The following is a 12,595-nucleotide window of genomic DNA, read 5'->3' as shown; positions in this document are numbered from 1 at the left end:
TCAGACATTGAACTTGAAGTGCATGACGTCGCCGTCATGGACGACGTACTCCTTGCCTTCCTGCCGCAGCTTTCCGGCGTCACGCGCCGCAGCCTCGCCGCCGAGAGCCACGAAGTCATCGAAAGCGATGGTCTCGGCACGAATGAAGCCGCGCTGCATGTCGGAGTGGATTTCGCCCGCAGCCTCAGGAGCCTTGGCGCCCTTGTGAACGGTCCAGGCGCGCGCTTCCTTAGGGCCGACAGTGAAGAAGGTGAGCAGGTCGAGCAATTCGTAGCCAGCCCGGATGATCCGCGCCAGTCCGGTTTCGTGCAGCCCCATTTCCTCCAGGAATGCGAGTCGCTCCTCGGGGTCCATGCCAATCAGTTCGGCCTCGATCGCTGCCGAGACGATGACAGCGCTGGCGCCTTCCGCGGCGGCCTTTTCAAAGACCCGGGCGGAGAAGGCGTTACCCTCCGCAGCGGCCTCTTCCTCGACGTTGCAAACGTAGAGCACGGGCTTGGCGGTGAGGAGCTGCGCCTGGCGGAAGACGCGCTCTTCCTCTTCGTCCTTGGGCTCGGTCAGGCGCGCCGGCTTGCCGTCGCGCAAGAGGTCGAGCGCCTGACCCAGCACGCTGGCGGTGATCTTCATTTCCTTGTCGCCCTGCGCGGCCTTCTTCTGCGCGGCTGGGACACGCTTCTCCAGGCTTTCGAGGTCGGAGAGCAACAGCTCGGTTTCGACGGTCTCTGCATCGGCGATCGGATCGACGCGATTGTCGACGTGCTGGATGTCGTCGTTCTCGAAGCAGCGCAGCACGTGGATCACGGCATCCACTTCGCGGATGTTGCCCAGGAACTGGTTGCCCAGACCTTCGCCCTTCGAAGCGCCGCGCACGAGGCCTGCGATATCGACGAAGGAGAGTTGCGTCGGGATGGTCTTCGCCGACTTGGCGATGGTGGCCAGCTTCTCCAGCCGCGGGTCGGGCACCCCCACCTGGCCGACGTTGGGTTCGATCGTGCAGAACGGATAGTTCGCCGCCTGCGCCGCCTGCGTTTCAGTCAGCGCATTGAACAGGGTCGATTTGCCGACATTCGGCAGCCCGACGATCCCGCAACGAAAACCCATGTCACTCTCCGGAAAATGCAATCGCGGGCCCATAGCGGGAGCAGCGGCGCTTGGCCAGTTCGCGTGAGGCCGCTTCGGGCTTCACCGAAATTTCAGAGCTGGTTGTCTACGCAAAGTCTGATGAGAACCTCGCGCGCAATACCCATGCTGGCGCTTGTGCTGTCGCTGGCAGCTTGCGGTGATACACCCGCCGAGACCTTGGCGAACGCACGTGCCGCCTACGAGCGTTCAGACTACGGGGCTGCACGCGTTGCCGTCGTCGCCGCGCTGCGGAAGGAGCCGAATGACGTCGAAATGCTGACGTTGCTGGCTCAATCGCAACTGCGCCTCGGTGATGCCGAGGGCGCCGAGCAGACGCTTTCCCGCTTGATTGGCCGCATCGCGCCTGACGAGCATGCGCGCCTCACCGGCGACCTGCGCCTTCTGCAGGGTCGCGCCCAGGACGCCCTCGCAGGGCTGAACCCGGAGGACGAATCCCCAACAGCGTGGCGAATTCGCGCGGCGGCTTTCGTCGCGCTGGGTAAAGCCTCTGACGCGCAGGACGCCTACGGGCGTGGCATGGCAGCCGGCCCGGACGTGCAGCTTGCCGCCGCTTACGCCCGCTATTTGCTGGAGAGTGGCGCGGTTGAAGTTGCTGCGAGGGTGCATCGCACCTTGGAAAGCTTTGCGCCTGAAGCCTTCGAGGCGCTGATGCTGCAAGGCGACCTTGCAGTGGCCCGTGGTCAATCGAAAAGCGCCGTTGCCGCGTACCGCCGCGCCGCGCAGCTATACCCGCAGCGGCACGAGCCTTTGCTGGCATTGGCGCGAGAGCTTCCGGAGAGCAGCAGCCACGAGGCCATGGAGCTGCTCGAGAAAGCTCAAGCGCTTACGGGCGGCTCGGCCGAGATCTTCGAAGCGCAAGTGGCTCTGCATGCCACGCGGAGAGAGTGGGGCGCAGTGCGCGCAGCTCTTCAGGGGCAGGCGAGCGGCCTCGACCCGACGTCCGCGCTTGCACTGACTTATGGAGAGGCGCTGCTCCACCTCGGTCAGCCGGAGCAGGCACGAACCCTCTTCACCCGTGCACGCCTGCTGCGACCACGTGATCCCTACACGCGTTTCATGCTGGGCCGGGCACAACTGGCGACAGGAGATGCCGAGGACGCTTGGGCAACACTCTCGCCATTGGCAGACAGCGCTCTTGCTCCAGCAGAATTGATAGAAGCTGCGGTGGCCGCTGCTCGCGCCGTCGGTCACCCTGATGAAAAGGCACTGCGCGCGCGCCTGAGGCCAGTCCGACTGAAGCAGCGGATGGCGATCGTGGACAAGGCGCAAGCGGCGCTCGACCGTCAGGACTGGGGCGCGGCGCGCGCGGCGCTTCTACTCATCCCCGCTGGCAGCGACGATCCGGAAGTGTTGATGCGCCTTGCGCTGGCGTCGAGCCGGCTGGGGCGACACCACGAGGCCATCACTTATGCCGATCAAGCTCTGGTCCGCAGACCCGATGCGCCGGAGTGCCTGCACACCGCCGGGATGGCGCGGTTTGAGGCGGGAGATGTACAAAAGGCGCAGGCGTTGCTGCGGCGGGCCGCCGACGCCGACCCTCGCAACGAGGGGATCAGGGAGGATCTGGAAAAGATGCGCCCGCCCGCTGCGTAAGTGCAGGGGCGGGCGCTTACATCTTGCCGCAAGTGCTGCCGATGGAAGGTTAGTCCTTGCGAGCACTCTTGCGGCGCGCGACGGCCAGACCGACCAGGCCGACGCCCATCAGGCCGAGCATGCCAGGCTCAGGCACCTTCGTGCCGCCCGACGTGTTCCCGCCCGACGTGTTGCCGCCGGAGGTGTTACCACCCGAGGTGTTGCCGCCCGAGGTGTTACCACCGGACGTGCCACCGCAATTCTTGCCCCACTTGCAACCGGGCTTGTGGTGCCCCCAGGTGGCGTGGGCCGGCGCGGTGACCGTCATGGCAAGGCCAGCAGCGAGCGAAGTGGTCAAGAGAGCTTTGCGGATCATCGATATTCCCCTGTTTGGTGCGGACGATTGGTTTACCGCCATTATCGCAAGGGGCGTGCCAAACTTGGGAATGTGCCTGTCGCGGTGGTTAACGCAGGTGTTGGCCGGCCGAGGGTGTCAAGCAGTCCGACATCGCTGCGGCCTCAGGAACAACTCACGGCAGTAGCTCAGGGCTGCTGGCGCAGCGCCACGTCGTTCATGAAGCGGGTGTCATCGCCCTTGGTTAGCCACTCGGCCTCGGCAGCGAGCGCGCCGAGCATCTCGGCCAAGTCATCCATTTCGGCCTTGGCATAGTTGCCGAGCACGTGTCCGGTGACGCGATCCTTGTGGCCGGGGTGACCGATGCCGAGCCGGATACGCCGGAAGTCAGCGCCCAGATGCTGGTCAATCGACCGCAAGCCGTTATGCCCCGCCGTGCCGCCGCCGCGCTTCACCTTGACCTTGAAAGGTGCGAGATCGAGCTCGTCATGAAAGACGGTAAGCGCCTCAAGGCCCAGCTTGTAGAAGCGCATCGCCTCGCCCACTGCGCGGCCGCTTTCGTTCATGAAGGTGGCGGGCTTGAGCAGCAGGATCTTGTCGCTGCCGATCCGGCCTTCCTGCAGCCAGCCCTGGAACTTCTTCTGGACTGGTCCGAAGCCGTGAACCTCCGCGAGCGTGTCCACAGCCATGAAGCCGACGTTGTGCCGATGTAGGGAATACTGCGCGCCCGGATTGCCGAGACCGACCCACAACTGCATGGTTGGAACTCCGCTCGTGCGGGCGAGGAGGCCAGGGAACGGGCGGGAAGGTGCGCCTCGTCAACCCAGTCGGTCCGAGCCCCTCCCGTGCTCGGGAGAGGCTCGGCACGGATTATTCTGCGGTCTCGCCTTCGGCAGCCGCTTCTTCGCCGTCAGCACGCTTCAACGCCGAGGGAGCGACGATGGTGGCGATGGTGAAGTCCCTATCGGTGATCGCGCTGGACGAGCCCTCCGGCAGCTTCACGCTGCTGATGTGGATCGAATCGCCAACGTCGCTGCCGGTCACGTCGACCTGGATCTCGTCGGGGATCCGGTTGGCATCGCAAACCAGCTCCAGCTCGTGGCGCACCACGTTGAGCACACCGCCGCGCTTCAGGCCCGGCGACGCGTCTTCGTTGGTGAAGACCACCGGCACGTTGACGTGCACGGTCGAGTTGGCGGAGAGGCGCAGGAAGTCTACGTGGAGCGGACGATCGCTCACCGGATGGAAGGCAACGTCCTTGGGGAGCGTACGCAGCGTCTTGCCACCAACTTCGAGCTCGACGATCGAGTTCATGAAGTGGCCGGTGCCGAGCAAGCGGACCAGTTCCTTCGCCTCGACGTGGATCGACAGCGGTTCTTCCTTGTTGCCATAAATGACAGCGGGGACGCGGCCGTCACGACGCAGTGCACGGGAGGCTCCCTTGCCAGCCCGTTCGCGCGTCTCGGCCGGCAGGTTCAGCGTATCGCTCATGATTACGTGCCTTTCGAAATCGTTTGGATAAGAAGGATGGCGTCGCTTATCGGCGCGTCCTCTCCCGCCACGCCTCCAGGGATGACCATGGCTGGGAAGCGCGCGCCCTTAGCGGTCATTGCGCGCGAAAGCAAGGCTTACGGCAGGCGGGTAACGGAATAGCCGGCCCTCTGCAGGAGAGCGATCAGGCCGTCCGGCCCGACCATGTGGGCCGCGCCGACAGCGACGAAAGGTCGCTCGCCGCTGTTCATCTGGGCCACGATCCTAGAGGCCCAGCGCAGGTTTCGCTCCGTGAACAAGGCTGCGCGCAGTTCCGGGTCGGCAAGCAGCCCGGTGCGCGTCTCGGCTTCGATCCGCGCCGCATCGCCCAGCCGCCAGGACTCGACGAGGTGCTCATCCTCACCGCTGACAACTTCGGCGTCGGCGAGGACGGCTGCCAGCAATTGGCGCTGTTCGGCCTCTGGCAGGGAGTCAAAGATCGAGAGCTGACTGGTTGCTCCCTCCAGCTCGACGATGGGCTTCTTCTTGGCCGCGGCGATCACCGCGCGGTCGATGCCGTTGCGGCCGTCGCTGCCCTGCGCCGGACGCGCGAGCATCAGCGCGATTGCCCAGGTCTCGACGTCGCGCAGATCGCTCTCCTTGAACTTGCGCTCCTTCAGCATTCCGCGCAGCGCCGAGTGCAGTTCAGGCGGGACTCGCTGCGTCACCGGAGGCAGCCCCGAGGTCCGCGATAGGGAGGAGAATACCTCCGCAATGGCAGCGTCGTCTCCCACGTTCGCAAGTTCGACCATGACAGTATCGGCCTGGGCGAGGGCGGTGTCGACCGTCTCGGTACGCCAGTCCAGGGGGCGAGGTGCTGCGTGGATCGTCCCGAAAAGCCAGGCCTCCTCGCCTCGCGAGCCCGCCACGTGCCAGATCGCCGGATTCGCTTCGAGCGGCTCGCGCTTGCACCCCGTGAGCGCCAGAGTTGCCAGCAGGATCAGCGCGAAGCGTCGCATATGCGTTGTCAAAATCATTGTACGCGCTTCACCTTGATCTGCCGTCCCGCGAGTTGTGCCTGGACGCTGTCGTTGCCGGCAAGATGCCCGGCGCCCACTGCGACAAACACGGTTCCGGGCTGCTTCAGTCGCTCCTGCAACCAGCCAGCCCAAGCCTTGTTGCGGTCTACCAGCAGGACCTTCATCAGGAGAGGGTCGCTCTCTTCCTCATTCATCAACCGCGCCAGTTCGTCGGCTTTGCCGGCTTTCCAGGTGTCGATCATCTCGCGCACTTCCTCACGAAGGTTCGGGAAGCTTTTGAGCACTTCGGCAAGATATGCCACCTGCGTTTCGTGCGGTAGCGAGTCGAACAGCTGGACCTGCATCTCCGGCGTTTCGAGGCCGACATGCGGCATGCTGCGCGCCTTGGCACGGCTGAGAAGCTGCGCCTCGACGCCGTTCATCGTACCGTAGCCGTCCTTCATCAGTGGCAGGGTCGAAAGCGCGACAGCCGCATACCAAGGATCGTTGGCATCCAGCGCCGCCTTCGGCAGTCCCATAGTGGCGAGCGCATCTTCGAACGCGCGTCGCACGTCCGGGGTCAACTGATCGCGCAAGTTGCTTGGAGGATCGGAAAGCGCAATGCGGGCGATTGCGGCGGCTGCCTGTGGCTCGTTCGCATCCACGATCTCGGTCACCAGCGTATCCGACGCTTCGAAAGCCTGGGTGATCGGACCGGCGTACCATTCAATGCCGGGTGGCAGTATGTGGATCGTGCCAAACAGCCAGATCGTGGTGTCCTTGTCCGCCACTTTCCAAAGCGCGGGCGTGGCGTGGGTCGAAGCCGGCGCCGCTATCGGAGCGAGGGCGCTCGTTGCCGCGAGAGCGACAGCTTCCTGCGCCGGCGCTGCGCATGACGGAAGCAGAAGCAGGAGGGGCGCAAACAGAGCGGGAATGCGGCGATGAAGGTGGGTCATATCGAGCCTTATAGGACCTGCGCCGCAGCCGTCGACGAGCGATTGCGTGCCGTCGTTCGTGCCCTCGTTTTCCGCTTCCATCTCGGCCACATCTCACGACTGCCTTGTTGACCCGTTCCCGGCCATCCGCCAAAGCGCCGAGCCATGTTGAACGCTCTCCAGACCCAGCCTGAACCCCAGAGCGCGCCGCTCAGTTTTCAGGACATGATCCTCACGCTCCATTCCTTCTGGAACGCGCAGGGTTGCGCGATCCTGCAGCCTTACGACATGCGCATGGGTGCGGGCACCTTCCATCCCGCGACGACGCTGCGCGCGCTCGGTCCCGAGCCCTGGAAAGCCGCGTACGTTCAGCCCTCGCGCCGCCCGACTGACGGCCGCTATGGCGAGAACCCGAACCGGCTGCAGCACTATTACCAGTATCAGGTGATCCTGAAGCCGAACCCGGCCAATCTGCAGGAACTCTACCTCGCCAGCCTCGCCGCGATCGGCGTGGACCCGCTGGCGCACGACATCCGCTTCGTCGAGGACGACTGGGAGAGCCCGACGCTCGGCGCCTGGGGGCTTGGCTGGGAAGTCTGGTGCGACGGCATGGAGGTAACGCAGTTCACCTACTTCCAGCAAGTCGGCGGGTACGACTGCAAGCCGGTTGCCGGAGAGCTGACCTACGGTCTCGAACGTCTGGCTATGTATATCCAGGGCGTCGATCGCGTGTACGACTTGCGGTTCAACAACGAAGGCGTCTCCTACGGTGACGTGTTCCTCGCCAACGAGCAGGAGATGTCGAAGTACAATTTCGAAGTCGCGGACACCGAGCAGCTCTTCGCCGGCTTCCGCCACGCCGAGGCCGAGGCGTGGCGCTGCATCGAGGCTGGCGTTCCGCTTGCCGCCTATGACCAGGCGATCGAAGCCAGCCACTTGTTCAACTTGCTCCAGGCCCGTGGCGTGATCTCGGTGCAGGAGCGCGCCAGCTACATGGGTCGCGTGCGCGATCTGGCGAAAGGTAGTTGCGAGGCGTGGATCGCCAAGAACCAGGAACGCTGGGCTGCCGAGTACGAGGGGTGGAGCGCATGACTGACTTCCTGCTCGAACTCCGCTCCGAGGAAATTCCCGCCCGCATGCAGGCCGGTGCGCGCGCCGATCTGGAAAAGCTGTTCCGCAAGGAGCTGTCCGCCGCCGGGATTGTGCCTGGCGCGATCACGGTTTGGTCGACGCCGCGCCGTCTCGCGCTGATCGCTCGCGACTTGCCCGAAGCGACGCAGCCCGTGCGCGAGGAGACCAAGGGCCCGGCGCTCGGCGCACCGGCACAGGCGCTGGAGGGTTTCCTGCGCAAGACCGGCCTGACGCAGGATCAGCTGGAAGTCCGCGATCTCAAGGGCAAGGACACGTACTTTGCCGTGGGCGAGAAGCCCGGTCGCCAGGTCGCGGACGTTCTGGCCGAAGCCATCCCCACTATCGTGCGCGCCTTCCCCTGGCCCAAATCAATGCGTTGGGGCGCCGGCTCGATCAGCACCGAAAGCACGCGCTGGGTGCGCCCGCTTTCCGGCATTGTCGCCATCTTCGGTGAGGAACTCGTGCCTTGCGAGGCCGGTGGCATCCAGAGCGGCTTTGCGACGCTGGGCCATCGCTTCCACCACCCCGGCGAGATCACCATCGGCGGCGCGCATGATTATGCCGACAAGCTGCGCGCTTGCCACGTCATCGTCAGTCACGAGGAACGCCAGGACATCGTCCGTATCGGTGCCGCCGAAGTGGCGACGCTTGGCGGCCTCAAGCTGGTCGAGGATGAAGGGCTGGTGGTCGAGAACGCCGGCCTCACCGAATGGCCGGTGCCGCTGCTCGGCCGCTTCGACGAAGCATTTCTTGAGGTTCCGCCTGAGGTTATCCAGCTAACCGCCCGCGTGAACCAGAAGTACTTCGTGTGCGAGGCTGACGGCAAGCTTGCCAATGCCTTCGTCTGCACCGCCAATATCGAAGCAAACGACGGCGGCGAGGCGATCGTCGCTGGCAACCGCAAGGTCCTGGCCGCGCGCTTGTCCGACGCGCGGTTCTTCTGGGACACCGACCGCAAGACCACGCTTGGCGAGCAAGCGAAGAAGCTGGAGCGGATCACCTTCCACGAGAAGCTGGGCACCGTCGCCGACAAGGTCGAGCGGGTCGCCAGGCTGTCCGATTGGCTCGCGAGCGAAGGCTTTGTGCCGAACTGCGATCCGGCTCTGGCGCGGCGGGCGGCCGAGCTGTGCAAGGCGGACCTCGTTACCGAGATGGTCGGCGAGTTCCCGGAGCTTCAGGGCCTCATGGGTGGCTACTACGCGCGGGCCGAGGGCCTGCCGGATGTTGTCGCGGACGCGATCCGCGATCACTACAAGCCGGTGGGGCAGGGCGACGAGGTGCCCACTGCGCCGGTGACCGTTGCGGTTTCGCTGGCGGACAAGCTGGATACGCTTGTGAGCTTCTTCGTCATCAAGGAGAGGCCCACGGGGTCACGCGACCCCTTCGCGCTGCGCAGGGCAGCGCTCGGCATCATAGAAATCATCTTGAAGAACGGCCTGCGGCTGGAACTCGACTATGCCACCGCCCGGGCGGCGAGGCTGATTGCTGAACAACGCGAGCGATCGGTCGGAGCTGAGGCGAACCACGCGTGGGTAAGCGAGCATTGCAGCGCAGAGCTCTACCTCGCAGTCCCAGAGTTCTTCGTGGATCGACTAAAAGTCCAGCAGCGGGAGGCCGGTGTCCGGCACGATATTATTGACGCAGTGTTCAAGCTGGACGTGCGTAAGGACGAGATCGTCGGCAATCTCGCGCGCGTTCACGCGCTTCAGGCGTTCATCGGCACCGACGACGGCGCCAACCTGCTCGCCGGTTACAAGCGCGCCGCCAATATCCTCAAGAAGGAGGACTGGCACGGTCTCGAAGGCGAGATCGCCCGCACCGGGGAAGAAGATCCGCTCGCGCTCGTCGACGATCCCGATCTTGCACCGGTCATTGCCGCAAAGATGGCTGAGCGCCACCAAGTCGAACGCAATTACACGCCCGAACCTGCCGAGCGGGCGCTCATCGATGCGCTCGCCTCGGCCGCGCCTCGAGCCGAGCAGGCTGTCACAGCGGAGGACTTCGCAGGCGCCATGGCCGCGCTCGCTTCGCTGCGCGCGCCGATCGACGCGTTCTTTGACGCGGTGACGGTCAACGACGCCGATCCTGCAAAGAGGCACGCACGTCTGGCACTGCTTGATCAATTCCGTGCTGCAGTGCACAACGTTGCGGACTTCTCTCGCATTGAGGGTTGATTACTCGTGAACTCCGTGCTGGCGATTGAAGTGGGATACCAGACTAGCTGCAATTACTGAGAGCTTGTCTCGCGCTCGCGTTCGCCGCAAGTGACCAGAAGGAAGACACAAGCAATGAGCACCGAAACCATGGTCAAGCAGGTCTACACCTTCGGCGGCGGCGTGACGCACGACGACCCGCGTTCGCGCGATAAGATCATTTGCGGCGGCAAGGGCGCGAACTTGGCCGAGATGGCCGGCATCGGTCTTCCCGTGCCTCCCGGCTTCACCATCACCACCGAAGAATGCGTGAAGTACCTGGCGGACGGAGCGGAATTCTCCGACCAGTTGCGCGCCGATGTGGCCGAGGCGCTCACGCATATTGAGAAGACGGTTGGCAAGACCTTCGGCGATGCTGCGGACCCGCTGCTGGTCTCGGTGCGTTCAGGCGCGCGCGTATCGATGCCCGGCATGATGGACACCGTGCTCAACCTCGGCCTCAACGATGAGACGGTGCAGGGGCTCGTGGCGGCGTCCGGTGACGAGCGTTTCGCTTGGGACAGCTATCGCCGCTTCATCCAGATGTACTCGGACGTCGTGCTCGGCGTGGAGCACCACCTGTTCGAGGAAGCGCTCGAGATCGTCAAGGAAGACAACGGCTACGTCAACGACACCGAATTGACGGCGTCGGAATGGCAAGGCCTTGTGAAACAATACAAAGATATTGTTCAGGCCGAGCTTGGAGAGCCATTCCCCCAAGATGTACTTCATCAGCTTTGGGGTGCGATCCAGGCTGTCTTCGACAGCTGGGATTCCGATCGCGCCAAGGTCTACCGCCGCCTGAACGACATTCCCGGCGACTGGGGTACGGCCGTCAACGTGCAGGCCATGGTCTTCGGCAACATGGGCGATACCTCGGCCACCGGCGTCGCTTTCACCCGCGATCCCGCGACGGGCGAGAAGGCCTACTATGGCGAGTGGCTGGTCAACGCCCAGGGTGAGGACGTCGTCGCCGGCATCCGCACTCCGCAATACCTGACCAAGGCCGCGCGCGAGCGTGCGGGCGCCAAGCCGCTCTCGATGGAAGAGGCCATGCCCGAGGCCTATGGCGAGCTGGCTCACGTGTTCGAGCTGCTCGAGAATCACTACAAGGACATGCAGGACATCGAGTTCACCGTCGAGCGCAGCAAGCTCTGGATGCTCCAGACCCGCTCGGGCAAGCGCACGGCCAAGGCCGCTCTGAAGATGGCCGTCGATATGGTGGCCGAGGGCCTGATCGACGAGAAGACCGCGATCCTGCGAGTCGACCCGATGGCTCTCGACCAGCTTCTGCACCCTACGCTCGATCCCAACGCCAAGCGTGATGTACTGGGCAAAGGCCTGCCAGCGTCGCCGGGTGCAGCCTCAGGCGCTATCGTGCTCGACGCAGATACGGCGGAGAAGCGCGCCGAGATGGGCGAAGCGGTGATCCTCGTGCGTGTCGAGACCTCGCCTGAAGACATCCACGGCATGCACGCCGCCAAGGGCATCCTCACCGCGCGCGGCGGTATGACCAGCCACGCCGCAGTCGTGGCGCGCGGAATGGGCCGCTGCTGCGTGTCAGGCGCCTCAGGCGTGTCGATCGACATGAAGAGCCGCACGCTCAAGATCGGCAATCGCGACCTCAAGGAAGGTGAGATCATCACGCTCGATGGCTCAACCGGCGATATCATGGCCGGCAAGGTGCCGACGGTCGAGCCCGAGCTTGCCGGCGACTTTGCCGAGCTGATGGTCTGGGCCGACAAGCATCGCCGCATGAAAGTGCGCGCCAATGCCGAAACACCCGCCGACTGCAAGATGGCGCGCCAGTTCGGAGCCGAAGGCATCGGCCTGTGCCGCACCGAGCACATGTTCTTCGATGCCACTCGCATCTCCGCCGTGCGCCAGATGATCCTTGCTGAGGACGAGGCGGGCCGCCGGGCAGCGCTGGAGAAACTGCTTCCTGAGCAGCGCGACGATTTCCATCAGATATTCCATATGATGGCAGGTCTCCCGGTCACCATCCGCCTGCTCGATCCGCCGCTACACGAGTTCCTGCCCCACAGCGACGCGGAGTTCACCGAACTTTCTGAGACGATCGGCATCGGCACCGATACGCTCAAGCGCCGTGCAGACGAGTTGCACGAGATGAACCCGATGCTCGGCCATCGTGGCTGCCGCCTCGGCATCACGTTCCCCGAGATCTACGAAATGCAGGCGCGGGCCATCTTCGAGGCTGCCTGCGACGTCGCTGAGCGCTTCGGCGAGGCTCCTGTCCCCGAGGTCATGATCCCGCTCGTCGCGACCAAGCGTGAGTTGGCGATTCTGAGGAAGCTCGTTGACGAGACTGCCGCCAAGGTGTTCGCCGAGAAGGGCCGCACGGTCGAGTATATGGTTGGCACCATGATCGAGCTCCCCCGCGCCGCCTTGATGGCGGGTGAGATCGCGGAAGAGGCCAAGTTCTTCTCCTTTGGCACCAACGATCTTACGCAGACCACTCTCGGCGTCTCGCGCGACGATGCGGCAAGATTCCTCAGCCCTTACGTTGAGAAGGGGATCTACGCACGCGACCCCTTCGTGAGCCTCGACATCGAAGGTGTCGGCCAGCTCGTCGAACTTGGGGCGGAGCGGGGCCGTGCAACGCGCGCTGACCTAAAGCTCGGCATCTGTGGCGAGCACGGGGGCGATCCTGCATCGATTGCATTTTGCGAGAAGGTCGGCCTCGATTACGTCAGCGCCTCCCCCTATCGCGTGCCAATCGCAAGGCTGGCAGCAGCGCAAGCCGCACTCGCCTGAAAG

At 64.4% G+C, this 12,595-nt stretch carries 10 protein-coding genes; 4 read left to right on the top strand and 6 right to left on the bottom strand.

Features of this window, described 5'->3' with window-relative positions:
* Positions 1 to 1,101: a redox-regulated ATPase YchF gene (ychF, locus tag ABVV53_RS11375; RefSeq protein ID WP_353984538.1), complete on the bottom strand. Its 1,101-nt coding sequence runs from the start codon at positions 1,099 to 1,101 to the stop codon at positions 1 to 3.
* A gap of 120 nt (positions 1,102 to 1,221) precedes the next feature.
* Between ychF and ABVV53_RS11370 the strand changes: the two genes are divergently transcribed.
* A complete protein-coding gene (locus ABVV53_RS11370; protein ID WP_353984537.1) occupies positions 1,222 to 2,736 on the top strand; it encodes a tetratricopeptide repeat protein in 1,515 nt (504 codons plus the stop codon).
* 49 nt (positions 2,737 to 2,785) lie between these two features.
* On the opposite strand, the gene ABVV53_RS11365 is transcribed toward ABVV53_RS11370, so the two are convergent.
* The 5 genes from ABVV53_RS11365 to ABVV53_RS11345 all read right to left on the bottom strand — a co-directional run bounded on the left by ABVV53_RS11365 (position 2,786) and on the right by ABVV53_RS11345 (position 6,596).
* Positions 2,786 to 3,091: a PEP-CTERM sorting domain-containing protein gene (locus ABVV53_RS11365; protein ID WP_353984536.1), complete on the bottom strand. Its 306-nt coding sequence runs from the start codon at positions 3,089 to 3,091 to the stop codon at positions 2,786 to 2,788.
* Between the two features lie 167 nt (positions 3,092 to 3,258).
* Complete coding sequence (gene pth / locus ABVV53_RS11360; protein ID WP_353984535.1) at positions 3,259 to 3,828, bottom strand: aminoacyl-tRNA hydrolase; 570 nt, start codon at positions 3,826 to 3,828, stop codon at positions 3,259 to 3,261.
* Between the two features lie 112 nt (positions 3,829 to 3,940).
* Positions 3,941 to 4,561: a 50S ribosomal protein L25/general stress protein Ctc gene (locus ABVV53_RS11355; protein ID WP_353984534.1), complete on the bottom strand. Its 621-nt coding sequence runs from the start codon at positions 4,559 to 4,561 to the stop codon at positions 3,941 to 3,943.
* A 137-nt stretch (positions 4,562 to 4,698) separates the two neighbouring features.
* Positions 4,699 to 5,577, bottom strand: a complete 879-nt coding sequence (locus ABVV53_RS11350) for a TraB/GumN family protein (protein WP_353984533.1) — start codon at positions 5,575 to 5,577, stop codon at positions 4,699 to 4,701.
* Complete coding sequence (locus ABVV53_RS11345) at positions 5,574 to 6,596, bottom strand: TraB/GumN family protein (RefSeq protein ID WP_353984561.1); 1,023 nt, start codon at positions 6,594 to 6,596, stop codon at positions 5,574 to 5,576. The genes ABVV53_RS11350 and ABVV53_RS11345 overlap by 4 nt, the downstream gene beginning before the upstream one ends.
* Before the next feature lie 63 nt (positions 6,597 to 6,659).
* On the opposite strand from ABVV53_RS11345, the gene ABVV53_RS11340 reads away from it, so the two are divergent.
* From ABVV53_RS11340 to ppdK, 3 genes are all read left to right on the top strand, one after another.
* Positions 6,660 to 7,586, top strand: a complete 927-nt coding sequence (locus ABVV53_RS11340) for a glycine--tRNA ligase subunit alpha (RefSeq protein WP_353984532.1) — start codon at positions 6,660 to 6,662, stop codon at positions 7,584 to 7,586.
* Positions 7,583 to 9,799 carry a glycine--tRNA ligase subunit beta gene (gene glyS, locus ABVV53_RS11335; protein ID WP_353984531.1) on the top strand — a complete coding sequence of 739 codons (2,217 nt, stop codon included), beginning with the start codon at positions 7,583 to 7,585 and terminating at the stop codon, positions 9,797 to 9,799. The genes ABVV53_RS11340 and glyS overlap by 4 nt, the downstream gene beginning before the upstream one ends.
* 129 nt (positions 9,800 to 9,928) lie before the next feature.
* The gene (gene ppdK, locus ABVV53_RS11330) at positions 9,929 to 12,592 is read left to right on the top strand and encodes a pyruvate, phosphate dikinase (protein ID WP_353984560.1); all 2,664 of its coding nucleotides are present in this window, start codon (positions 9,929 to 9,931) and stop codon (positions 12,590 to 12,592) included.
* Positions 12,593 to 12,595 lie beyond the last annotated feature (3 nt).

This window comes from Novosphingobium kalidii, assembly GCF_040534015.1.
Classification (GTDB): domain Bacteria; phylum Pseudomonadota; class Alphaproteobacteria; order Sphingomonadales; family Sphingomonadaceae; genus Novosphingobium; species Novosphingobium kalidii.
The sequence above is the reverse complement of the archived record's forward strand: the minus strand, read 5'-3'. Positions and strand labels throughout refer to the sequence as shown.

Bases quoted from the DNA above. Each gene is read 5' to 3' on its own strand.
- ychF (WP_353984538.1), bottom strand. From the start codon at position 1,101: ATGGGTTTTCGTTGCGGGATCGTCGGGCTGCCGAATGTCGGCAAATCG.
- ABVV53_RS11370 (WP_353984537.1), top strand. From the start codon at position 1,222: ATGAGAACCTCGCGCGCAATACCCATGCTGGCGCTTGTGCTGTCGCTG.
- ABVV53_RS11365 (WP_353984536.1), bottom strand. From the start codon at position 3,091: ATGATCCGCAAAGCTCTCTTGACCACTTCGCTCGCTGCTGGCCTTGCC.
- pth (WP_353984535.1), bottom strand. From the start codon at position 3,828: ATGCAGTTGTGGGTCGGTCTCGGCAATCCGGGCGCGCAGTATTCCCTA.
- ABVV53_RS11355 (WP_353984534.1), bottom strand. From the start codon at position 4,561: ATGAGCGATACGCTGAACCTGCCGGCCGAGACGCGCGAACGGGCTGGC.
- ABVV53_RS11350 (WP_353984533.1), bottom strand. From the start codon at position 5,577: ATGATTTTGACAACGCATATGCGACGCTTCGCGCTGATCCTGCTGGCA.
- ABVV53_RS11345 (WP_353984561.1), bottom strand. From the start codon at position 6,596: ATGGAAGCGGAAAACGAGGGCACGAACGACGGCACGCAATCGCTCGTC.
- ABVV53_RS11340 (WP_353984532.1), top strand. From the start codon at position 6,660: ATGTTGAACGCTCTCCAGACCCAGCCTGAACCCCAGAGCGCGCCGCTC.
- glyS (WP_353984531.1), top strand. From the start codon at position 7,583: ATGACTGACTTCCTGCTCGAACTCCGCTCCGAGGAAATTCCCGCCCGC.
- ppdK (WP_353984560.1), top strand. From the start codon at position 9,929: ATGGTCAAGCAGGTCTACACCTTCGGCGGCGGCGTGACGCACGACGAC.